Here is a 20,066-nt window from a genome sequence, read left to right as displayed (position 1 = left end):
GTCCCATGACCGCCCGCCGCGTCATGGGGACCGAGACCGAGTACGGCATCAGCGTGCCGGGTCATCCGACCGCCAACGCCACGCTCACGTCGTCCCAGATCGTCAACGCGTACGCCGCGTACCTCGCCGCAGGAGCGAGGGCGCGGCGTGCGCGTTGGGACTTCGAGGAGGAGAGCCCGCTGCGCGACGCGCGCGGGTTCGACCTCTCCCGGGAGGCCGCCGACGCCTCCCAGCTGACCGACGAGGACTCCGGGCTGGCGAACCTCATCCTGCCGAACGGCGCCCGGTTCTACGTCGACCACGCCCATCCCGAGTACTCCGGCCCCGAGGTCACCGGCCCGCGCGACGCGGTGCTGTGGGACAAGGCCGGAGAGCGCGTCGTGGCGGCCGCCGCCCGGCTCGCGGCGACCGTGCCGGGCACGCAGCCCGTCACGCTCTACAAGAACAACACCGACAACAAGGGCGCGTCCTACGGCGCCCACGAGAACTACCTGATGCCGCGATCGACGCCGTTCGCGGACATCGTCCGCCACCTGACCCCGTTCTTCGTCTCCCGCCAGGTCGTCTGCGGTGCCGGCCGCGTGGGGATCGGCCAGGACGGGCGGGGCAGCGGGTTCCAGGTGAGCCAGCGGGCGGACTACTTCGAGGTCGAGGTCGGCCTGGAGACCACCCTCAAGCGCCCGATCATCAACACCCGGGACGAGCCGCACGCCGTGGCGGAGAAGTACCGCCGGCTGCACGTGATCATCGGTGACGCCAACCTCTCGGAGATCTCGACCTTCCTCAAGGTCGGCACGACGTCGGTGGTGCTCGCCATGATCGAGGCGGGCTATCTGGAGGGGTCCGACCTCGCGGTCGCGCGGCCGGTCACCGAGCTGCACGAGGTCTCCCACGACCCCTCCCTGCGCCACCTGGTCACCCTGAGGTCCGGGCGCCGGCTGACCGCCGTGCAGCTGCAGATGGAGTACGCGGAGCAGGCCCGCAAGTTCGTCGAGGACCGTTTCGGCTCCGACGTGGACGACGACACGCGCGAGGTGCTCGAGCGCTGGGAGTCCGCGCTCACCCGGCTCGAGGCGGACCCGATGTCGCTGTCGCGCGAGCTCGACTGGGTCGCCAAGCTGACGCTGCTCGAGGGCTACCGCTCCCGGGACGGGCTGGCGTGGGAGTCCCCCCGGCTGGAGGCGGTCGACCTGCAGTACGCCGACGTCCGCCCCGAGCGCGGCCTCTACAACGTCCTGGTGGCCAAGGGCCGGTTCGAGCGCCTGCTCGACGAGGCCGAGGTCGAGCGGGCGGTGGCCGAGCCGCCCTCCGACACCCGGGCGTACTTCCGCGGGCGCTGCATCGCCAAGTACTCCGAGTCGGTCGCCGCCGCCTCGTGGGACTCGGTGGTGTTCGACCTGCCCGGCCGCGACTCGCTGCAGCGGGTGCCGACCCTGGAGCCGCTGCGGGGGACCCGGGCGCACGTCGGCGGGCTGCTCGACCGCTGCGACACCGCGGAGGAGCTCGTCGAGGCCCTCACCGGCGGCTGAGCCGCGGCGCCGCGCGAACGCGTCGGTTCCTCTGCGGGTGAACGCCCGTGTCTTCGGGCAGGCACCGGCGGACGACCTGCCTAGGATTCGGGCAGGGACGCAACTCGGGAGGGTCCATGAGCACGCGGGACACGGGTGGTCAGCGCCGGGAGGCCCGGCGCAGCGACGACGACGAGCAGGTCGAGGAGACGGCTGAGGCAACGGCGTCGGTCGCCGAGCGCAAGGCCAAGCTCGACGACGACATCGACGCGATCCTCGACGAGATCGACGAGGTCGTGGAGTCCAACGCCGAGGACTTCGTCCGCGGGTTCGTGCAGAAGGGCGGGCAGTAGCCCCGATGGCCGACCCGATCACCACGGCCGGCGCCGGCCGGCTCCCTGCTGCCTTCCTCACGCCCGGCAGCTCCTCCTTCACGGACTTCCTCGGGTCGTACGCGCCGGAGCTGCTGCCCGGCCGGCGGACGCCGCCGGCGGTGCCCGTCTCCTCCGAGGCGCCGCACGGCACCACGATCGTGGCGGTGACCTTCGCCGACGGCGTGGTCATGGCGGGCGACCGGCGCGCGACGATGGGCAACCTCATCGCCCAGCGCGACATCGAGAAGGTCTTCCACGCCGACGAGTACTCCGCGGTGGGCATCGCGGGCGCAGCCGGCCTGGCCGTCGAGATGGTCCGGCTCTTCCAGGTCGAGCTCGAGCACTACGAGAAGCTCGAGGGCACCACGCTCTCGCTGGACGGCAAGGCCAACCGGCTCGCGACGATGATCCGCGGCAACCTCGCGCTCGCCATGCAGGGCCTGGCCGTGGTGCCGATGCTCGCCGGCTACGACCTCGAGTCGGGCCTGGGGCGCATCTTCAGCTACGACGTCACCGGCGGGCGCTACGAGGAGCACCGTTACCACTCGGTGGGCTCGGGCTCGCTGTTCGCGCGCGGGTCGCTGAAGAAGCTGTTCCGCGACGCGCTCTCCGCCGACGAGGCCGTGACCTGCACGGTCCAGGCGCTCTACGACGCGGCCGACGACGACACCGCCACCGGCGGGCCGGACGTCACCCGCCGGATCTTCCCGGTGGTGGCCCTGGTCACGGCCGAGGGCTACCGCAGGCTGTCCGACGACGAGGTCGGTGAGGTCGTCGACCGCGTCGTCTCGGCCCGGATGGAGCGGCCCGGAGGGCCGCAGGCCCCGCTGACCTGACACAGCTGATCCGCGTCTCGCGAATCCCACTGCACCCCTGACGCACGCGACATTTCGAGGACGAGGAGCCCGGTGAGCACGCCGTTCTACGTATCTCCCGAGCAGGTCATGAAGGACAAGGCGGACTACGCCCGCAAGGGCATCGCCCGCGGCCGCAGCGTCCTCGTGCTCGCGTACGCCGACGGCATCCTGTTCGTCGCGGAGAACCCCTCCCGCGCCCTGCACAAGATCAGTGAGATCTACGACCGCATCGCCTTCGCCGCGGTCGGCAAGTACAACGAGTTCGAGAACCTCCGGATCGCCGGCGTGCGCATCGCCGACTTCCGCGGCTACGCCTACGACCGGCGCGACGTGACCGGCCGCGGGCTGGCCAACGTGTACGCCCAGACACTGGGCACGATCTTCACCGAGACCTCCAAGCCGTACGAGGTCGAGCTGGCGGTCGCCGAGGTGGGGGACACCGCCGAGGAGGACCAGCTGTACCGGCTGACCTATGACGGCTCGGTCGCCGACGAGCAAGGCTACGTCGTGATGGGCGGCCAGGCCGACTCGATCACCTCGACGCTGCAGTCGCGCTACACGCCGGGCCTGCCGCTGCGCGACGCCCTCCGCCTGGCCGTCGAGATGCTCGCTCGCGACCCCGCCGGCGGGCAGTCCCGCGAGCTGCCGCCGGCCCAGCTCGAGGTCGCCGTGCTCGACCGCAACCGGCCCCGCCGCAAGTTCCGCCGGGTCGTCGGCGCGGCGCTCGCGGCGCTGCTGAACGGCGAGGTGAGCGACGTGACCGTCGCCGCGGACGACCCTTCCCTGCGCGAGACGCCCGGGCCGACGAAGCTCGCCGGCGGCGCGCACGAGCCGCCGGGGCCGGCGGCGGGGGAGTAGCCCTGTCCCTTCGGGGATAGTCGGACGTCCCACGGGTAGACGGCTGCTTCCGGCCCGGTGCGGAAGGGGTTGCCCATGGCGCAGCCGAGCCCGGCGACGGCCGGCGCAGGGCCGATCTTCCTGGTCGGGACGATGCGGTCGGGGACCACCCTGCTCCGGCTCGTCCTGGACTCCCACGAACGTCTCGCGATCGCCGACGAGTCCGGCTTCCTGCGCGCTGTGGCGGCGGCCAAGTGCATTCCCGACCAGCACGACGGGGACGGGTGGTACCGACGGCTCGGGCTCTCCGACGAGGAGATGAACGAGCGCCTGCGGGCCTTCTACGACGATCTCTTCTCCGGCTTCGCCGCGCGGCAGGGGAAGCCGCGGTGGGGCGACAAGACCCCGTTCCACATCAACAGCATCGCCCTGCTGGCCGAGGTCTTCCCCGACGCCGCCGTCATCGGGATCGTGCGGCACCCCGGCGCCGTGGTGGCCTCGCAGCTGCGCCGGGGCATCGGCTTCGACGCCGCGCTGCACGGGTGGCTCACGCAGAACGCCCGGCTGCTGCGTGCGGTCAAGCGCGGCGAGCCGGCAGCGGTCACGGTGCTGCGGTACGAGGACCTCGTCGCCGCCCCCGAGCCGACGCTGCGCGCGCTGCTGGGCTTCCTCCACGAGACCTGGTCGCCGCGCCTGCTCGCCCACCACGAGGTCCAGCGCAGGCAGGGCGCGCCCCGCGTCGTCGAGGGCGGCACGCGGGCATGGGACCCGATCAGCACCGGGCGCAACGACCGCTGGCGCGGCGAGCTCACCCCCGCCCAGCTGTCCGAGCTGCTCGAGTCCACGGCGGCGCTGCGCACGCTGCTGCGCTACGAGGAGTCCGGTGCCGCCGCGCTACCCGGCCCGCTGCTGCGCGGGGCCGACCTGACCGGCCGCGGGCTGCCCGCGATCGGGCGGGGCGGCGACCACGCGCGCACGCCTGCCGCGGCCCGCGCCGCCGCCCCGCGTACCTATGCCGGCGCGGTCAGCCACTTCCTGCGCATGGCGCGCACCGACCCGGCCTACACCGCCCGTCGGCTCCCCGTCGTCCTGCGCTCCCGGCTCCGCCGGCTCTGACCCGCGCAGCTGGTGGGAGAGTGGTGCCATGGCATCGCGACGCTTCGTCATCGCCGGTGGGCACGGCCAGGTCGCCCTGCGGCTGGGCCGGCTGCTGGCGCAGGGCGGCGACTCCGTGGTCGGGCTGGTCCGCAACGCCGCCCACGCCGATGACCTGCGCGCCGCCGGCGTCGAGCCGGTCGTGCTCGACCTGGAGCAGGCCCGGGCGCACGAGGTCGCCGAGGTGCTGGCGGGGGCCGATGCGGCCGTCTTCGCCGCCGGGGCCGGGCCGGGCAGCGGGACCGCACGCAAGGACACCGTCGACCGGGGCGCCGCGGTGCTCCTCGCCGACGCCGCCGAGCAAGCGGGCGTCCGCCGCTACCTGCTGGTCTCGTCGGTCGGGGTGGAGGCGGTGCGGGACGGGGCGACGCCGGACGGGGTCGACGAGGCCTTCGTGGCGTACCTGCGGGCCAAGCTCGCCGCCGAGGAGGACCTGCGCCGGCGGGACCTGGACTGGACGATCCTGCGCCCGGGACGCTTGACCGACGACGCCGGCTCCGGGCACGTCCGCCTCGAGCCCTCGGTGCCTCGCGGCGACGTCCCCCGCGACGACGTCGCCGCCGTTCTCGCCGCCCTGCTGGACGACCGCGCCACCGCGCGAGCGGTCCTGGAGCTGGTGAGCGGGGAGCTTCCGGTCGAGGAGGCCGTCCGCCGCGTCGTCCTCTGACGGCCGCCCTGCGCGGGTAGCCCGGTCGCCAGCGGGAAGGCTCCGCTGCGACGAGACGGAGGCCGCCATGCCCGCACGTGAAGAGCTGCCCTCGACCCTGGAGCGGTCGTCGAGGAAGGCGCAGGACACCTGGCTCAAGACGCACGACTCCGCCGTGGAGACCTACGGCGAGGGCGAGCGCGCCCATCGCACCGCCTTCGCCTCGCTCAAGCATTCCTTCGAGAAGGTGGGCGACCACTGGGAGGAGAAGGAGTCCAAGGGCCCGAGCGACGACCAGGCCGCGCGCTCGGTGCAGCAGGGCTCGCGCGAGAGCCGCGGGACCGCCGGTGGCGTCGACGCCAACGCCTCGAAGCGCCACCTGATGGACGTGGCCAGGCGGCTCGAGATCTCCGGCCGGTCGACGATGACCAAGGACGAGCTGGTCGAGGCCATCGGCAAGGCGAACGACCGGGAGACGCGCCAGGCACGGGAGCGGGGAGACTAGCCCGGCGCGCCCGTGCCGCGACCCCGGCCGGTCGACCGGCGCTCAGCCCTCGACGGGCCGCGCCTCGTGGCCGGGCAGCCCGTGCGTGCGCCGGTCCTCCTTCATCTCCGCCTCGTAGATGTGCCGCTGGCCACCGAGCAGGGCCTCCCGCACCTCGCGCTCCAGCCGCCGGGCGGTCGACCAGTAGCCGTCGTCGTAGTCCTCCACGATCTGGAAGGTCCAGCGGCCGGAGATCACGTTGCGGCCGACGAGCTCGGTGTCGACCCGCTCGGCCAGCTCGACGTGGCCTGCCTTGCGCAGCAGCTCGACCGCGTCACCGGCCTTGATGTCCGCCTCGCCGGTCAGCTGGTGGAAGTCGAACAGGCGCCCGCGGGCCCGCTCGACGGTCTCCAGTGCCTCGGTCAGCCGGCCGACCGCCTCCACCGTGGCGTCGTCGACGCCCTCGGGGCGGCGGTGGTCGTCGAGCATGCGCTCGGAGCGGGGCAGCGCGTCGGTCACGGTGCTTCCTTTCGCGGGACGGCGGTTCGGGCCGCTTCCTACCCCGCGATCGACGCCATGCCTCCCACCGGCGCAGCACGGCTCACGGGCGCTGCGCCACCCAGCCGGCCGGCGAACTCGTCGGGCGGGAGCGGGCGGCTCCACAGGAAGCCCTGCGCCCGCTCGCAGCCCAGCCGGCCCAGCGCCTCGGCCTGCTCGGCCGTCTCGATGCCCTCGGCCACGACGAGGAGCCCCAGCGCCCGGCCCAGCCCGGTGATCGCGGACACGATCGTCTCGGACCTGTCGCCCGTGCCCAGCGCCCGGACGAACGAGCGGTCGACCTTCAGGACGTCCACCGGCAGCCGGCTCAGCCGGCTGAGGGAGGAGTAGCCCGTCCCGAAGTCGTCGATGGCCACCCGTGCCCCCAGCTCGCGCAGCGCGTGCAGGGAGCGGGTCAGCTGCGGGTCGTCGGACTCGGTGCTGCTCTCGGTGACCTCGACGACGAGCGACGACGCCGGCAGCCCGGTCTCTCCGAGCACCTGGGCGACGCGGTCGGCGTAGCCCGGGTCGGCCAGCTCGCGTGCCGACACGTTGACCGCGACCGGCCGCGGGCCGTCCGGGCCGGGGGCCCAGCCGGCTGCGGCCACGCAGGCGCTGTGCAGGACGTGGAGGCCGAGGTCGGTGATGAGCGAGCGCTCCTCGGCGTACGGGATGAAGTGCAGCGGCGGGACGAGCCCTCGGGTCGGGTGCTGCCAGCGGACGAGCGCCTCCGCCCCGGTCACGGTGCCGGGGTCGACGACGCTCCCCGCGAGCGGTGCGCTCCGCAGCCCCAGGTGCAGGGCCCGTTGCAGGTCGATGAGCGGCTGGTAGTGCACCACGATCTCCCCGGCCGCCATCGCGCGGAGCAGCTCACGCCCCCGGCCGTCCTCGCCCGCGTGCCGGTGGGCGCGGTTGCGCCCGGCGCGCTTGGCGGCGTACAGGGCGACATCCGCGCGGTTGACGAGCATCGACGCCGAGTCTCCCGGCTCCCACTCGGCGAGCCCCGCCGAGCAGGTCCGGCCGGCCGGCAACGCTGCCCGCAGGCCCGCGACGAGCGCCTCGGCCCCCTCGGGCGGGCAGCCGGGCAGCAGGACCGCGAACTCGTCCCCGCCGAAGCGGGCGAGCACCTGTCCCGGGCGGAGCCGCTCGCGCCAGGCCTGCGCGGTGACCCGCAGCAGCCGGTCCCCCGAGGCGTGGCCGTCGGTGTCGTTCACGGACTTGAAGCGGTCGAGGTCGAGCAGGGCGAGGGTCAGCGGCGCCGACGAGCGTTCGGCGTCGGCCATGGCGGCGGCAAGCCGGCGGTCGAACCCCCGACGGTTCAGCAGGCCGGTGAGGCTGTCGACACCCGCCCCCGCCGCGGCCCGGCTGAGGCAGGCCGTCATGACCGATACCGCGAGGAACATCCCGTCCAGCACGATGGCCTGGGCCACGCTGGCCCCCGGCAGGACGGCGAAGGCGCAGACGCACGCCAGAAGGACGACCGCGAGGTGTGCCGCAGCTGCGCGCCACGCGAAGATGAGGAACACGTCCACCGCGATGAAGCCGAACAGCGACGCGTACGCGACCGAGGCCACGCCGCCACCGGCGAGCAGCACGGCCGCGGTGATGTACGCCGTGGCCCCGAGCCCGATGGCGTGATGCACCCAGCCCGCCCGGCGCGGCAGGACCGTCGCGTTCGCGACCCCGAGCACGATGACGGCGACCGCCATCGCGCGGAGCGCGCCGACGTGGACCTCCGGCGCCTGGGGGAAGGCGAGCGCGGCAAGGGAGATGATGCCCCCGGCCGCCATCAGCGCCCCGGTCAGGAGCGCGAAGGCCTCCGGCCCGGCGATGGCCGGCACGTCGGTGGCCGCCAGCAGCGCGCGCAGCCGGGCCCGCCTCCTGCCGCCGATCACCCGTGTCCCGTGCACTGCCAGAGCCCTTCCCCGTGAGGCCGCCGGCGTCGCCCGGGCGGAGTCGTCCGGCCTGCCATTCGTCAATTCGGCGCCGGAGCTGAGCCGGATCGGCGGGTGTGCGGATGTCGTGACCGCGAGCGCCGTCGGCGCGAGGCGCCCGCGGGTACGCTGGCGGCGGGTACCGCAGCAGGACGCGCAGCGCCCTCGCACGGCGCCCCGGGCGCCCGGCCTGACCTGCGACGATGGAGACCGACATCGACCGGCGGATCTTCGGCATCGAGAACGAGTACGGCGTCACGTGCACCTTCCGCGGGCAACGGCGCCTCTCCCCGGACGAGGTGGCCCGCTACCTGTTCCGGCGGGTCGTCTCGTGGGGCCGCAGCAGCAACGTCTTCCTCGCCAACGGCGCCCGGCTCTACCTCGACGTGGGCAGCCACCCGGAGTACGCCACTCCCGAGTGCGACTCCATCGACGACCTCGTCACCCACGACAAGGCCGGCGAGCGCGTGCTCGAGGGGCTGCTGGTCGACGCCGAGCGGCGGCTCCGCGAGGAGGGCATCGCCGGTGACGTCTACCTGTTCAAGAACAACACCGACTCGGCCGGAAACTCCTACGGCTGCCACGAGAACTACCTCGTCGGGCGGCACGGCGAGTTCAGCCGGCTGGCCGACGTGCTCATCCCGTTCCTCGTCACGCGGCAGATCGTCTGCGGCGCGGGCAAGGTGCTGCAGACCCCGCGCGGCGCGGTCTACTGCGTGAGCCAGCGGGCCGAGCACATCTGGGAGGGCGTCTCGTCGGCCACCACCCGCAGCCGCCCGATCATCAACACCCGCGACGAGCCGCACGCGGACGCCGAGCGCTTCCGCCGGCTGCACGTCATCGTCGGCGACGCCAACATGAGCGAGACCACGACGATGCTCAAGGTCGGCGCCACCGACCTGGTGCTGCGGATGATCGAGGCCGGCGTCGTCATGCGCGACCTCACGCTGGAGAACCCGATCCGCGCGATCCGCGAGGTCAGCCACGACCTGACCGGCCGGCGCAAGGTCCGGCTGGCCAACGGCCGCGAGGCCAGCGCCCTGGAGATCCAGGAAGAGTACTTCACCCGTGCCCGTGACTTCGCCGCGCGGCGGGGGCTGGACGACCCGGTCGTCAAGCGGGTGCTCGACCTGTGGGAGCGCACGCTCGAGGCCGTGCGCACCGAGGACCTCGACCTCGTGGGACGCGAGATCGACTGGGTGATCAAGCTCAAGCTCATCGAGCGCTACCGGGCCAAGCACGGCCTGGGGCTCTCCAGCCCGCGCGTCGCGCACCTTGACCTGGCGTACCACGACATCCGCCGCGGCCGGGGCCTCTACTACCTGCTGGACGCCAAGGGGCTGGTGGAGCGGGTCACCCGCGACCTGGACGTCTTCGAGGCGAAGTCCCGGCCGCCGCAGACCACCCGGGCGCGGCTGCGCGGGGAGTTCATCAAGCGCGCCCAGGAGCGCCGCCGGGACTTCACCGTGGACTGGGTGCACCTCAAGCTGAACGACCAGGCGCAGCGAACGGTCCTGTGCAAGGACCCGTTCCGCAGCGTCGACGAGCGGGTGGACAAGCTCATCGCCAGCATGTGACCGGTCAGGGGCCGAGCAGCAGCGCGGCCGCGTGCCGTCCGGCGGCGGCCGGGGAGAGGAACGCGGCCGGGTCCGCCGCGTATCCGCGCCCCATGGACGACAGCGGGGCGGGGGAGGCCGCGAGGGCCTCCGGCAGCCCGGTGCAGGGGACCTCGACGAGCCGGTGCCGTGCCCCGAGGGCCGTGGCGTCGGCGAGGACCCGGTCGGCGAGCCCGCCGGGCCGCGTGTCGGCCAGCACGTCGCCCAGTCGGGGCACCACGACGTCCGCAGGGGCGAGGGCCACCCGGCCGTACGCCGTCAGGCTGTGGTGGGACACCCCGCGGTGGCGCTCGCGCGGGTCCGCGCCCGAGACGCGTAGCGCGGCCACCGGGCGGCCGCCGAGTACCGCGACGGCGTTCACCGCCTCGCCGGCGGCCACTCCGGAGAAGCCCCAGCGGGTTCCCGTCCCGAGGTTCCCCGGCCCCTGCGCGACCACGGCCACCTCGGCGCCGAGGACGTGGCGGGCCGCGAGCAGGCCGGTGTGCAGGGTGACCGCCTCCACGTCGCCGCCGTAGGCCTGCCCGACGGTGACCGAGGCACCCAGCCAGCCCGCCGCGCGCAGCGCCGCGACGGCGCGTGAGAACCACAGCGGCAGCGCCCCGCCGTCGGTCATGACGTACGCCACCGCCGGCGCCGCGCCTCCGGCCCGCAGCCCGGCGAGCACGGCCGGCAGCGCCGAGTGCAGGTCGGCCACGACGACGGGCATCCCCCCGAGGTCGTCCGCGTCGGCGAGCAGCGCGTGGTGGGGGCTGTCCTGCTCGTCCACCCCGAGGACCACCGCCTGCGTGGGGGAGTAGCGCGCCTTGACCAGGTGCCCGGGGCCGGGCGGGGGGTCGACCGGCAGCCGGTCGGGCAGCGCGACCACGAGGGCGTAGCCGCCGGTGCCCAGCCCCAGCTCCAGGGCGGAGACGTTGAGCAGCACCCGGTCCCCCGGCAGGGGGTCCCCGACGAGCTGCGGGTACGCCAGGGCGCGCACCGTGCCGGCGCCGCCCTCGAGCGCCACCTGCAGCTCGACCGCCCCCGGCCACGCGCGGCCGCGGGACACCACCTCACCCGCGCGCCACCGGATCACGGTCGGCACCCTATGCAGTCGGGGGCCGGCGGGCGCAGCCAGTAATCTCGCCGGAGCCGGCCGCAGCTGCGCCCGGCGCCGTCCCGCCCGACCCTGGGCGGGCATGACGAGGAGGCGTACGTGAGCGAGAAGCCCGAGGTCGACTTCCCCGGCGGCGAGCCACCGGCGGACCTCGTCATCGAGGACATCACGGTCGGCGATGGCGACGAGGCCCAGCCGGGCCAGGACGTCACCGTCCACTACGTCGGCGTCGCCTTCTCCTCCGGCGAGGAGTTCGACGCGTCGTGGAACCGCGGCGAGGCGTTCACCTTCCCGCTGGGCAAGGGCCGTGTCATCGCCGGATGGGACCGCGGCGTCGCCGGCATGAAGGTCGGCGGGCGACGCCGGCTGGTGATCCCGCCGCACCTGGGCTACGGCAACCGGGGCGCCGGCGCGGTCATCAAGCCGGGCGAGACGCTGATCTTCGTGGTGGACCTGCTCCGGGTGGGCTGAGGCACGGACGTCACCCCCGCCCCGACACCGGCCGCCGGGCCCGGCGAGGACGCCATCGAGGAGCTTCCCGCCGCCCCGGCCCAGACGGTGTCCCGGCGCAAGACCGAGCGCCTGCTCAACCTGCTGCTGGCGCTGCTCGCCACCCGGCGCCCCCTGGCCAAGCAGGAGCTGCGCGGGCTGGTCCCGGGCTACCCGGACGCCGACGAGGCGTTCGACCGTGCCTTCGAGCGCGACAAGGACGAGCTGCGCGAGATGGGTGTGCCCATCGAGACCGGCGCCGTGAGCGGCAGCTCGCTCTTCGAGGACGAGGTGGGCTACCGCGTGCGCCGCGAGGCGTACGCGCTGCCCGAGGCGTCCTTCACCCCGGACGAGATGGCCGTGCTGGCCCTGGCCGCGCGCGCCTGGCAGTCGGCGGCGCTGTCCGGGGCCGCGTCACGGGCGCTGCTCAAGCTGCAGGCCAGCGGCGCCCAGGTCGACGAGGTCGCGGTGGCCGGGCTCGAGCCGAGGGTGGAGGCGAGCGAGCCGGCGTTCCTGCCGCTGGTGCGGGCCGTCCGCGACCGGCGGGTGGTGCGGTTCGCCTACCGCACCCGCGGCGACGCCGAGCCCCAGCGCCGGGAGGTCGAGCCGTGGGGCGTCGTGTCCTGGCACGGCCGGTGGTACCTCGTCGGCCACGACCGGGGCCGGGCGGCGACCAGGGTCTTCCGGCTCGGCCGCGTGGTGGGGGACGTGTCCCTGACCGGGCGCCCAGGCGCCGTCAGGGTGCCCGACGGTGTCGACCTGCGCGAGGAGGTCGCCTCGCGGGCCGCCGCGCGCTTGCCGGGCGGCACGGCGGTGGTCCGCCTGCGGGCGGGGCACGGCGGCTGGCTGCGCCGGCAGGCCGAGCCGGTCACCGGCCATCCCGCACAGGCCGAGGGCTGGGACGTCGTGCGGCTCGCGTACTCCGACGTCGAGATGCTGGCCGACGACGTCGCCGGGCTGGGGCCGGACGCGGTGGCGCTCGAGCCGGAGGAGCTGCGGGCCGTCGTCGTACGCCGGCTGGAGGCCGCGTTCGCGGCCGCCCCACCGGGCCAGGAAGAGGTGCCGTCATGAGCGCGCAGAGCGCGTCCACCCGTCTCGCGCGGCTGCTCGCCCTCGTGCCGTACCTGCTGTCCCGGCCGGGGTCGCGGGTGGAGGACGTCGCGCAGGCCTTCGACATCGCCGAGGAGCAGCTCCTCGACGACCTGCAGCTGCTCTTCGTCTGCGGGCTGCCCGGCCACATGCCCGACGACCTCATCGAGGCCAGCTTCGAGGGCGGCGTCATCCACGTCGGCAACGCCGACGCGATCGCCCGCCCGCTGCGGCTCGGGGCCGACGAGGCGCTGGCCCTGCTGGTCGGGCTGCGCACGCTCGCCTCGGTCCCCGGGCTCGTGCCGGGGCTGCAGGACCGCGACGCGCTGGACCGCGCGCTGGCCAAGCTCGAGCAGGCGGCGGGGGACGCGGCGGCCGCCGCCGAGAACGTCGCGGTGGACGTCGAGCCCGCCCCGGGGGCGCTGCCCGTCGCGCGCGCGGCGCTGGAGCGCGGGCGACGGCTGCACCTGCGCTACTACGTGCCTGCGCGCGACGAGGTGACCGAGCGCGACGTCGACCCGATGCGCCTGCTCGTCGTCGACGGCCGCACGTACCTCGAGGGGTGGTGCCGGCGGGTGGAGGACGTCCGGCTCTTCCGGCTGGACCGCGTCGTGGAGGCCGTGGAGCTGGACGCGGCAGCGCAGGTCCCGGCGCAGGCCGAGCCGCGCGACGTGGGCGCCGGGCTCTTCCAGCCCGGGGAGGCCGACGTCGCGGTCACGCTCGAGCTCGAGCCGGCCGGGCGGTGGGTCGCGGAGTACTACCCGTGCGAGGACGTGGAGGAGCTGCCGGGCCGGCGGTTGCGCGCCCGGCTGCGGACGGCCGAGACGGCGTGGGTCGTCCGGCTGGCGTTGCGGCTCGGGGGCTCGGGCCGCGTGGTGGACCCGCCCGAGCTGGCCGAAGCGGTACGCAACCGGGCGAAGGCGGCGCTGGACGCGTACGTCTGAGGGCGGCAAACCCTCCAGAGGAGTGACGGCGAAGCCGGGGCGTCAAGTCGTCGCGGGCGATGCCGAAGCACTGGGTGTCGCTCCCGCACCACGGCGGGGCTCCACCCCTCCGGAGGATCGGATGACCACGATCAAGGCCTCGTGTCCCGTCTGCGGGGACGTCGAGCTCAAGCCCGCGCAGCTGCGTCTCGTCGTCTGCTCGCGCGCTGACTGGTCCTACTACGCGTTCACCTGCCCGGGCTGCCGGGACGAGGTCCGCAAGCCGGCCGACGAGGAGATCGTCGCGCTGCTGGTCTCCGGCGGCGTTCCCGCGGAGCGCTGGCACGTGCCGGCCGAGGCGTTCGAGGAGAAGGCCGGCGCGGCGATCTCCTACGACGACGTCCTGGACTTCGTGCTCAACCTCGACCAGCTGGACGTCGAGGCCTCGACCCTGTTCGGGTGACCTCCGGCCGCGTTCGCCTGCTCCTGTCGCTGCCGAGGCTCCGCCGCCCGGAGCGCCCGCCCCGCACCCGGCTAGGGTGATGCCCCGTGTGGGCATGGGTGGCGCTCTGGGCGGTGCTGTTGGTGGGCGCCGCCGTCGTGCTGGGGCTGCTCGCGCTCTCGCTCTGGGGCAAGTCCAGGGCGCTGCTGCGCGAGGCCTCCGCGGCGAGCCGCCAGCTGTCGGCCATCCGGGCGTCGGCAACCGGCAACGTCACGGACCGGCCTCGTTCCTACCCCTGAGGCGGTTCCTCGTCGTAGCATGGCCGAGTCAGTACGCGTCGAACTGAGTGGGTCTCAACATGAGGAATCTGCAGGGCTGGGAGATCTTCGTTCTCCTCGCTGTCGTGGTGCTGCTCTTCGGCGCCAAGCGTCTTCCCGACACCGCGCGCGGCCTGGGTCGCTCGCTGCGCATCTTCAAGGCCGAGACCAAGGGCCTGCGCGAGGACGACGCCAAGGACAAGGACGCCACCGTGACGACCGCGGCCGCCGAGCCCGCCGTCGTGGTCGAGCCGCGTCCGATCGAGAGCGGCGTCGTCCAGACGACGCCCGCCGCGGGTGCGCACGCCGCGCAGCGCGACGCAGCCGACCGCTGATCTCTCCTCCTCACTTCTAGGGACGGCGCCTCGTGCCCAGTGTCGACGAGGCGGTCAGGGTGAACGGCGCGGCCCGCCGCGGGCCGCGCCTTCGCCGCAAACCGCGAAAGCCCCGTGAGCCGCAGCTCACCCAGGGGCAGATGACGCTCGTGGAGCACCTGCGGGAGCTCCGCTCGCGTCTGGTCAAGTCGCTCATCGCCGTCGTCCCCGGCGTCGTGCTCGGCCTGGTCTTCTACCGGCCGATCTCGGACTTCCTCGTCGAGCCGATGTGCAAGGCCGACGTGGACCGGTTGGACGCGGACAGCTGTGGCGTGCTGGTGGCCAACGGGCTCACCGCACCGTTCAACACGGCGATCGCGATCGCCTGCGTGACCGGGCTGCTCATCGCCTCGCCGGTCTGGCTCTACCAGCTGTGGGCGTTCATCACCCCCGGGCTGCACAAGAACGAGCGCCGCTGGAGCATCGCGTTCCTGTGCACCTCGTTCCCGCTGTTCCTCGCCGGCGCGGTGGTCTGCTACCTCGTGCTGCCCAAGGCGATCGACGTCCTGCTCAGCTTCACGATCAACGACGCGCAGAACCTCGTCGACGTCAACGAGTACCTCAACATCCTGTTGCGGCTCATCCTCGTCTTCGGGATCGCGTTCGAGATCCCGGTCTTCGTCGCGATGCTCAACGCGGTGGGCATCCTGCCGGCCAAGAAGCTCACCCAGTGGTGGCGGGGGATCGTCCTCGGCGTCTTCGTGTTCGCGGCGGTCGCGACCCCGACCGGCGACCCGTTCACGATGCTGGCCCTGGCCACACCGATGCTCGTCCTGTTCGTCCTGGCCTACTTCTTCTGCCGGTGGAACGACCGACGGCGGCTGCGCAGCCGAGGCGAGCCGGACTACGACAACCTCGACGACGACGAGGTGTCTCCCCTGGACATGCGTCCCAGCACCATCGACGACTGACCCGCCAGCGCGTACCGAAGGCCGGCCCCTCCGGGGGACCGGCCTTCGGCTCGTCCGGAACGTGACACGTAGGCTGATTGCATGAGCTCTCCGGCCGAGCGGTACGCCGCGGCCCGGCGCAGGCAGGCGGACGAGCGCACCGAGCTCGGCCGCTTCCAGGCCGGCTATCCCTTCGGCCTCGACCCGTTCCAGCTCGAGGCGTGTCGCGCCCTGGAGGCCGGTCACGGCGTGCTCGTCGCGGCGCCGACGGGGTCCGGCAAGACGATCGTCGGCGAGTTCGCGGTGCACCTCGCGCTCGCCGAGGGGCGCAAGTGCTTCTACACGACCCCGATCAAGGCACTGTCGAACCAGAAGTTCCACGACCTGGTCGAGCGCTACGGCGCGGGCAGCGTCGGGCTGCTGACCGGCGACAACACGATCAACGGCGAGGCGCCGGTCGTCGTCATGACGACCGAGGTCCTGCGCAACATGCTCTACGCCGGCAGCGCCACGCTCGCCGGGCTCGGGTTCGTGGTCATGGACGAGGTGCACTACCTGGCCGACCGATTCCGCGGTGCGGTGTGGGAGGAGGTCATCCTCCACCTGCCCGAGTCGGTCCGGCTGGTCTCGCTGTCCGCGACGGTGAGCAACGCCGAGGAGTTCGGCGACTGGCTGGTCACCGTACGCGGGGACACGACCGTCGTGCTCGAGGAGCACCGGCCGGTACCGCTCTGGCAGCACGTCATGCTCGGCGACCGGCTCTACGACCTCTTCGTCGACGACGAGCAGCGCAAGGTCAACCCCGAGGTGGCCCGGGTCGCCCGCGAGCAGCAGCAGCGCCTGTCCGAGCGCGGCTGGTCCCGCGGCGGCCGAGGCGGCGGCCCGGGACGCGGGCGCGGAGCCTCGCCGCCGTCCCGGGTCGAGGTCATCGAGCGGCTGCGCGCCGAGGGCCTGCTGCCAGCGATCACCTTCATCTTCAGCCGCGCCGGCTGCGACGCGGCGGTGCAGCAGTGCCTGCACGCCGGCCTGCGGCTCAACACGCCGGCCGAGGCGCTCGAGGTGCGCACGATCGTCGAGGCGCGCAGCTCGATCATCCCGGACGAGGACCTCAACGTGCTCGGTTACGCCGACTTCGTCGAGGCAGCCGAGCGGGGGATCGCCGCTCACCACGCGGGACTGCTGCCGACGTTCAAGGAGATCGTCGAGGAGCTCTTCGTCCGCGGGCTGGTGAAGGCCGTCTTCGCGACCGAGACGCTCGCACTCGGGATCAACATGCCGGCGCGGTCGGTGGTGCTGGAGAAGCTCGTCAAGTGGAACGGCGAGGCGCACGTCGACGTGACCCCGGGGGAGTACACCCAGCTCACCGGCCGGGCGGGGCGCCGCGGGATCGACGTCGAGGGCCACGCGGTCGTGCTCTTCACCCCGGGGCTCGACCCGGCGGCCGTCGCCGGGCTGGCCTCGACGCGCACCTACCCGCTCCGGTCGAGCTTCCGCCCGTCGTACAACATGGCCGTCAACCTGGTCCGGCAGTTCGGCCGCGCCCGCTCCCGCGAGCTGCTCGAGACCTCGTTCGCACAGTTCCAGGCCGACCGCGCGGTCGTCGGCCTGGCCCGCCAGGTGCAGCGCAACGAGGCCGCGTTGGAGGGCTACCGCGCCGCGATGACCTGCGACCTGGGCGACTTCGGCGAGTACGCGGCGCTGCGCCGCGCTCTGAGCGACCGGGAGGCGGAGCTCGCCCGCCGCGGCGCCGCCAACCGGCGCGCGCAGGCGGCCGACGCGCTGGAGAAGCTCAAGCCCGGGGACGTGATCCTCGTGCCGAGCGGGCGGCGCGCCGGGCTCGCGGTCGTGCTCGACCCGGGGCTGGTGGGGGGCTTCGAGGGACCGCGCCCCACGGTGCTCACCCTCGACCGGCAGGTCCGCAAGCTGTCCGCCGCGGACTTCCCGGTGCCGGTCGAGGCGCTCGACCGGGTGCGCATCCCCAAGGGGTTCAACCCGCGCAGCCCCCAGGCGCGCCGTGACCTCGCCTCGACGTTGCGCAACTCAGGCGTCGCGAGCGAGGGCGGCCGCCCCGTCCGGTCCCGGTCGCTCGCGGCCGACGACCCGGAGATCGCGCGGCTACGGACGGCGATCCGGGAGCACCCGTGCCACCGCTGCCCCGACCGGGAGGAGCACGCCCGGTGGGCGGAGCGCGCCACCCGGCTCGAGCGCGACACCTCAGCCCTGCAGCGCCGGGTCTCCTCGCGCACGCACACGATCGCGCGGACGTTCGACCGGGTCTGCGACCTGCTGGAGAGCCTCGGCTACCTGGAGGCGGAGCGGGTCACGCCGGCCGGCGAGCGGCTCGGCCGCCTCTACACCGAGCTCGACCTGCTGGCCGCAGAGTGCCTGCGCGCCAAGGTCTGGGAGGGGCTCTCGGCCCCGGAGCTGGCCGCCTGCGCCGCGGCGCTCGTCTACGAGTCGCGCTCGTCCGACGACCTGGGCGCGCCCCGGTTGCCCGAGGGCGGCGCCCGGCACGCCCTGGAGGAGACCGTGCGGCTGGCCGCCGAGCTCGACGCGATCGAGGACCAGCACAAGCTGGACTTCACGTCCGAGCCCGACCTGGGCTTCTCCTGGGCGGCCTATCGCTGGGCCTCCGGCGCGCGGCTGGAGACCGTGCTGTCCGACAGCGGCCTTGCCGCCGGCGACTTCGTCCGCTGGTGCAAGCAGCTGATGGACCTGCTCGGCCAGCTGGCGGACGCCGCGCCGGACGGCTCGTCGGTGCGGGGGACGGCGCGGCAGGCGATCGACAAGGTGCGCCGCGGAGTGGTGGCCTACTCCAGCGTGGCCTGAGCCCGGCACCGTCGCCGACACAGCGCGACGAGCCGTGGGCGGCCGCTCGCGTCCGCTCGGGCGGGCGGCGGCCGGCGTCCACGATTGCCTCGTGCGCGATGCGATGGCGGGCGGTGCGTCGTGGATAGAGTCGTCCCATGACGAGCTCGGCAGCGACGCTGGGGCGGGACCCCGACGATGCCGCGCCACCGGCGGGCGGCCCCGGGAGCCCGCAGCAGGCCGCGGTCCTCGACGAGCTGCTCTGCTTCGGCCTCTACGCCGCGTCGCGGGCCGTGACCGCCGTCTACCGCCCGCTGCTCGAGCCGCTCGGTCTGACCTATCCGCAGTACCTCGTCATGGTGCTGCTGTGGCAGCGCGGCAGCGCCACCGTGCGCGAGGTCCTCGAAGGGCTGCAGCTGGACTACGGGACGGTCTCACCGCTGCTCAAGCGGCTCGAGGCGCGCGGCCTGCTGCGCCGGGAGCGGCGGGCCGACGACGAGCGGGGCGTCTCGGTCGTGCTGACCGAGGAAGGGCAGGCGCTGCGCGCCCGAGCCGCTGCCGTGCCGAGCGCGATCCGGCGAGCGATGGGCCTGCGCGAGGACGAGGTCCCGGCCGTGCACGAGGTGCTCCGGCGCATCGCCCGGACTGCGGGCGGGGCCGTCGAACGCTGAGGACGGGCCGTCGCCCGGTGTCAGCGAGCCTCGGCCAGCGCGGCGAGCAGCCGGTCCGCGGCGCCGCCCAGGCCCCAGCGCTCGACGAGAGCTGCGAAGCCGTCGGGATCGCGCGGCGCTGGGGGCAGGGTGTCGTCGTGCTCCGGCAGCGGCACGTCGCGGGCCACCTGGACCACGACCGGGGCCACGGCGAGGTAGTCCCGGGCGGCGGTCAGCTTGCTGCGTACCGAGCCGGCGATCGCGGGGTCGCCGGAGTCGAGCGCGGCCAGGAGCGCGTCGAGCGTCTTGAACCTCGTGATGAGGGTGGCAGCGGTCTTCTCACCGACCCCCGGCACTCCTGGCAGCCCGTCGGACGGGTCGCCGCGCAGCGTGGCGAAGTCGGCGTACGCACGACCCGGGATTCCGTACTTCGCGCTCACCTTCGCCTCGTCCCACGGCTCGGCCGCGCCGACGCCCTTCGGCACCGTGTAGAAGATGCGCACCTGGCGGGCGTCGTCGACGAGCTGGAGCAGGTCGCGGTCCCCGGTCACCACGTCGACCGGGCAGCTCGCGCGCTCGACGACGGTGCCCAGCACGTCGTCGGCCTCGTACCCCTGAACTCCGATGCGTGCAATTCCGAGCAGGTCGAGAGCCTGCTCGATGACGGGCACCTGCGGCACGATGCCCGGCGGCACCTGCTCGGCGTCACCCTCGCCCATGCGGTGCGCCTTGTACGACGGGATCGCCGCGGTGCGGAAGGCCGGCCGCCAGGTTGCGTCCATCGCGGCGACCAGACGGGTGGGCTGGCGGTCCTTGACCAGCCGGGCGATGAAGTCGAGGAACCCGCGGACCGCGTTCACCGGGGTGCCGTCGGGGGCCGTCACCGTCTCCGGGATGCCGTGGAAGGCCCGGAAGTACAACGACGGCGCGTCGAGGGCCAGAAGCCGTTGCGCCACGCCCCGACCCTCGCACATCCGCTCGCTACCGTGTGCCCATGAGCGCATCCGGTACGCCCGTGTCGTCGTCCGGCTCCGAGCCCAGCG

Annotated in this window: 21 protein-coding genes; 17 read left to right on the top strand and 4 right to left on the bottom strand. The window is 74.0% G+C overall.

What is annotated here, in order from left to right; translation table 11 throughout:
• The first annotated feature begins 5 nt into the window (after positions 1-5).
• The 7 genes from dop to G9H72_RS18945 all read left to right on the top strand — a co-directional run bounded on the left by dop (position 6) and on the right by G9H72_RS18945 (position 5,882).
• Entirely contained in the window at positions 6-1,529 is a 1,524-nt protein-coding gene (gene dop / locus G9H72_RS18975) for a depupylase/deamidase Dop (protein ID WP_166174082.1), read from the top strand.
• A gap of 116 nt (positions 1,530-1,645) precedes the next feature.
• Positions 1,646-1,861 (top strand): ubiquitin-like protein Pup, encoded by a 216-nt coding sequence (locus tag G9H72_RS18970; RefSeq protein WP_166174080.1) that lies wholly within the window; start codon positions 1,646-1,648, stop codon positions 1,859-1,861.
• 5 nt (positions 1,862-1,866) lie between these two features.
• Complete coding sequence (prcB, locus tag G9H72_RS18965) at positions 1,867-2,718, top strand: proteasome subunit beta (protein ID WP_166174078.1); 852 nt, start codon at positions 1,867-1,869, stop codon at positions 2,716-2,718.
• 72 nt (positions 2,719-2,790) lie between these two features.
• The gene (prcA, locus tag G9H72_RS18960) at positions 2,791-3,597 is read left to right on the top strand and encodes a proteasome subunit alpha (RefSeq protein ID WP_166174076.1); all 807 of its coding nucleotides are present in this window, start codon (positions 2,791-2,793) and stop codon (positions 3,595-3,597) included.
• 75 nt (positions 3,598-3,672) lie between these two features.
• Positions 3,673-4,692, top strand: a complete 1,020-nt coding sequence (locus G9H72_RS18955) for a sulfotransferase family protein (protein WP_166174074.1) — start codon at positions 3,673-3,675, stop codon at positions 4,690-4,692.
• Positions 4,693-4,720: 28 nt separating this feature from the next.
• The gene (locus G9H72_RS18950) at positions 4,721-5,398 is read left to right on the top strand and encodes an NAD(P)H-binding protein (protein ID WP_166174072.1); all 678 of its coding nucleotides are present in this window, start codon (positions 4,721-4,723) and stop codon (positions 5,396-5,398) included.
• A gap of 67 nt (positions 5,399-5,465) precedes the next feature.
• Entirely contained in the window at positions 5,466-5,882 is a 417-nt protein-coding gene (locus tag G9H72_RS18945) for a ChaB family protein (protein ID WP_166174070.1), read from the top strand.
• Between the two features lie 42 nt (positions 5,883-5,924).
• On the opposite strand, the gene G9H72_RS18940 is transcribed toward G9H72_RS18945, so the two are convergent.
• Together G9H72_RS18940 and G9H72_RS18935 are read right to left on the bottom strand one after the other, a co-directional pair.
• On the bottom strand, positions 5,925-6,350 hold the full coding sequence (locus G9H72_RS18940; protein ID WP_166174105.1) for a hypothetical protein: 426 nt from the start codon (positions 6,348-6,350) through the stop codon (positions 5,925-5,927).
• 68 nt (positions 6,351-6,418) lie between these two features.
• Positions 6,419-8,308 carry a putative bifunctional diguanylate cyclase/phosphodiesterase gene (locus G9H72_RS18935; protein WP_166174068.1) on the bottom strand — a complete coding sequence of 630 codons (1,890 nt, stop codon included), beginning with the start codon at positions 8,306-8,308 and terminating at the stop codon, positions 6,419-6,421.
• 239 nt (positions 8,309-8,547) lie between these two features.
• On the opposite strand from G9H72_RS18935, the gene pafA reads away from it, so the two are divergent.
• Complete coding sequence (gene pafA / locus G9H72_RS18930; protein WP_166174103.1) at positions 8,548-9,909, top strand: Pup--protein ligase; 1,362 nt, start codon at positions 8,548-8,550, stop codon at positions 9,907-9,909.
• Between the two features lie 4 nt (positions 9,910-9,913).
• Here the strand turns inward: pafA and G9H72_RS18925 are convergent, their stop codons facing one another.
• Complete coding sequence (locus G9H72_RS18925) at positions 9,914-11,020, bottom strand: DUF3866 family protein (protein WP_166174066.1); 1,107 nt, start codon at positions 11,018-11,020, stop codon at positions 9,914-9,916.
• 120 nt (positions 11,021-11,140) lie between these two features.
• On the opposite strand from G9H72_RS18925, the gene G9H72_RS18920 reads away from it, so the two are divergent.
• The 9 genes from G9H72_RS18920 (at position 11,141) to G9H72_RS18880 (ending at position 19,044) form a co-directional block, all read left to right on the top strand.
• A complete protein-coding gene (locus G9H72_RS18920; RefSeq protein WP_166174064.1) occupies positions 11,141-11,512 on the top strand; it encodes an FKBP-type peptidyl-prolyl cis-trans isomerase in 372 nt (123 codons plus the stop codon).
• Positions 11,513-11,599: 87 nt separating this feature from the next.
• Entirely contained in the window at positions 11,600-12,601 is a 1,002-nt protein-coding gene (locus G9H72_RS18915; protein WP_166174062.1) for a helix-turn-helix transcriptional regulator, read from the top strand.
• On the top strand, positions 12,598-13,563 hold the full coding sequence (locus tag G9H72_RS18910) for a helix-turn-helix transcriptional regulator (protein ID WP_166174060.1): 966 nt from the start codon (positions 12,598-12,600) through the stop codon (positions 13,561-13,563). Before G9H72_RS18915 ends, G9H72_RS18910 begins: the two co-directional genes overlap by 4 nt.
• A 121-nt stretch (positions 13,564-13,684) precedes the next feature.
• Positions 13,685-14,005 carry a hypothetical protein gene (locus G9H72_RS18905; RefSeq protein WP_166174058.1) on the top strand — a complete coding sequence of 107 codons (321 nt, stop codon included), beginning with the start codon at positions 13,685-13,687 and terminating at the stop codon, positions 14,003-14,005.
• 86 nt (positions 14,006-14,091) lie between these two features.
• Positions 14,092-14,283, top strand: coding sequence for a hypothetical protein (locus G9H72_RS18900; RefSeq protein WP_166174056.1), 192 nt, complete (start codon positions 14,092-14,094; stop codon positions 14,281-14,283).
• Between the two features lie 59 nt (positions 14,284-14,342).
• The gene (gene tatA / locus G9H72_RS18895) at positions 14,343-14,636 is read left to right on the top strand and encodes a Sec-independent protein translocase subunit TatA (RefSeq protein ID WP_166174054.1); all 294 of its coding nucleotides are present in this window, start codon (positions 14,343-14,345) and stop codon (positions 14,634-14,636) included.
• 140 nt (positions 14,637-14,776) lie between these two features.
• Complete coding sequence (gene tatC, locus G9H72_RS18890) at positions 14,777-15,586, top strand: twin-arginine translocase subunit TatC (RefSeq protein WP_166174052.1); 810 nt, start codon at positions 14,777-14,779, stop codon at positions 15,584-15,586.
• An 81-nt stretch (positions 15,587-15,667) separates the two neighbouring features.
• A complete protein-coding gene (locus G9H72_RS18885) occupies positions 15,668-18,394 on the top strand; it encodes a DEAD/DEAH box helicase (RefSeq protein ID WP_166174050.1) in 2,727 nt (908 codons plus the stop codon).
• A gap of 137 nt (positions 18,395-18,531) precedes the next feature.
• A complete protein-coding gene (locus G9H72_RS18880; RefSeq protein ID WP_166174048.1) occupies positions 18,532-19,044 on the top strand; it encodes a MarR family winged helix-turn-helix transcriptional regulator in 513 nt (170 codons plus the stop codon).
• Between the two features lie 20 nt (positions 19,045-19,064).
• Here the strand turns inward: G9H72_RS18880 and G9H72_RS18875 are convergent, their stop codons facing one another.
• On the bottom strand, positions 19,065-19,979 hold the full coding sequence (locus G9H72_RS18875) for a 5'-3' exonuclease (protein ID WP_166174046.1): 915 nt from the start codon (positions 19,977-19,979) through the stop codon (positions 19,065-19,067).
• Positions 19,980-20,066 lie beyond the last annotated feature (87 nt).

The organism is Motilibacter aurantiacus, assembly GCF_011250645.1.
Classification (GTDB): domain Bacteria; phylum Actinomycetota; class Actinomycetes; order Motilibacterales; family Motilibacteraceae; genus Motilibacter_A; species Motilibacter_A aurantiacus.
This window is presented reverse-complemented; position numbering and strand designations above follow the sequence as displayed.

Coding starts and splice junctions, on each gene's coding strand:
- prcB (WP_166174078.1), top strand. CDS start 1,867: ATGGCCGACCCGATCACCACGGCCGGCGCCGGCCGGCTCCCTGCTGCC.
- G9H72_RS18940 (WP_166174105.1), bottom strand. CDS start 6,350: ATGCTCGACGACCACCGCCGCCCCGAGGGCGTCGACGACGCCACGGTG.
- tatC (WP_166174052.1), top strand. CDS start 14,777: ATGACGCTCGTGGAGCACCTGCGGGAGCTCCGCTCGCGTCTGGTCAAG.
- G9H72_RS18955 (WP_166174074.1), top strand. CDS start 3,673: ATGGCGCAGCCGAGCCCGGCGACGGCCGGCGCAGGGCCGATCTTCCTG.
- G9H72_RS18910 (WP_166174060.1), top strand. CDS start 12,598: ATGAGCGCGCAGAGCGCGTCCACCCGTCTCGCGCGGCTGCTCGCCCTC.
- G9H72_RS18950 (WP_166174072.1), top strand. CDS start 4,721: ATGGCATCGCGACGCTTCGTCATCGCCGGTGGGCACGGCCAGGTCGCC.
- G9H72_RS18880 (WP_166174048.1), top strand. CDS start 18,532: ATGACGAGCTCGGCAGCGACGCTGGGGCGGGACCCCGACGATGCCGCG.
- G9H72_RS18905 (WP_166174058.1), top strand. CDS start 13,685: ATGACCACGATCAAGGCCTCGTGTCCCGTCTGCGGGGACGTCGAGCTC.
- G9H72_RS18970 (WP_166174080.1), top strand. CDS start 1,646: ATGAGCACGCGGGACACGGGTGGTCAGCGCCGGGAGGCCCGGCGCAGC.
- dop (WP_166174082.1), top strand. CDS start 6: ATGACCGCCCGCCGCGTCATGGGGACCGAGACCGAGTACGGCATCAGC.
- G9H72_RS18885 (WP_166174050.1), top strand. CDS start 15,668: ATGAGCTCTCCGGCCGAGCGGTACGCCGCGGCCCGGCGCAGGCAGGCG.
- G9H72_RS18945 (WP_166174070.1), top strand. CDS start 5,466: ATGCCCGCACGTGAAGAGCTGCCCTCGACCCTGGAGCGGTCGTCGAGG.
- tatA (WP_166174054.1), top strand. CDS start 14,343: ATGAGGAATCTGCAGGGCTGGGAGATCTTCGTTCTCCTCGCTGTCGTG.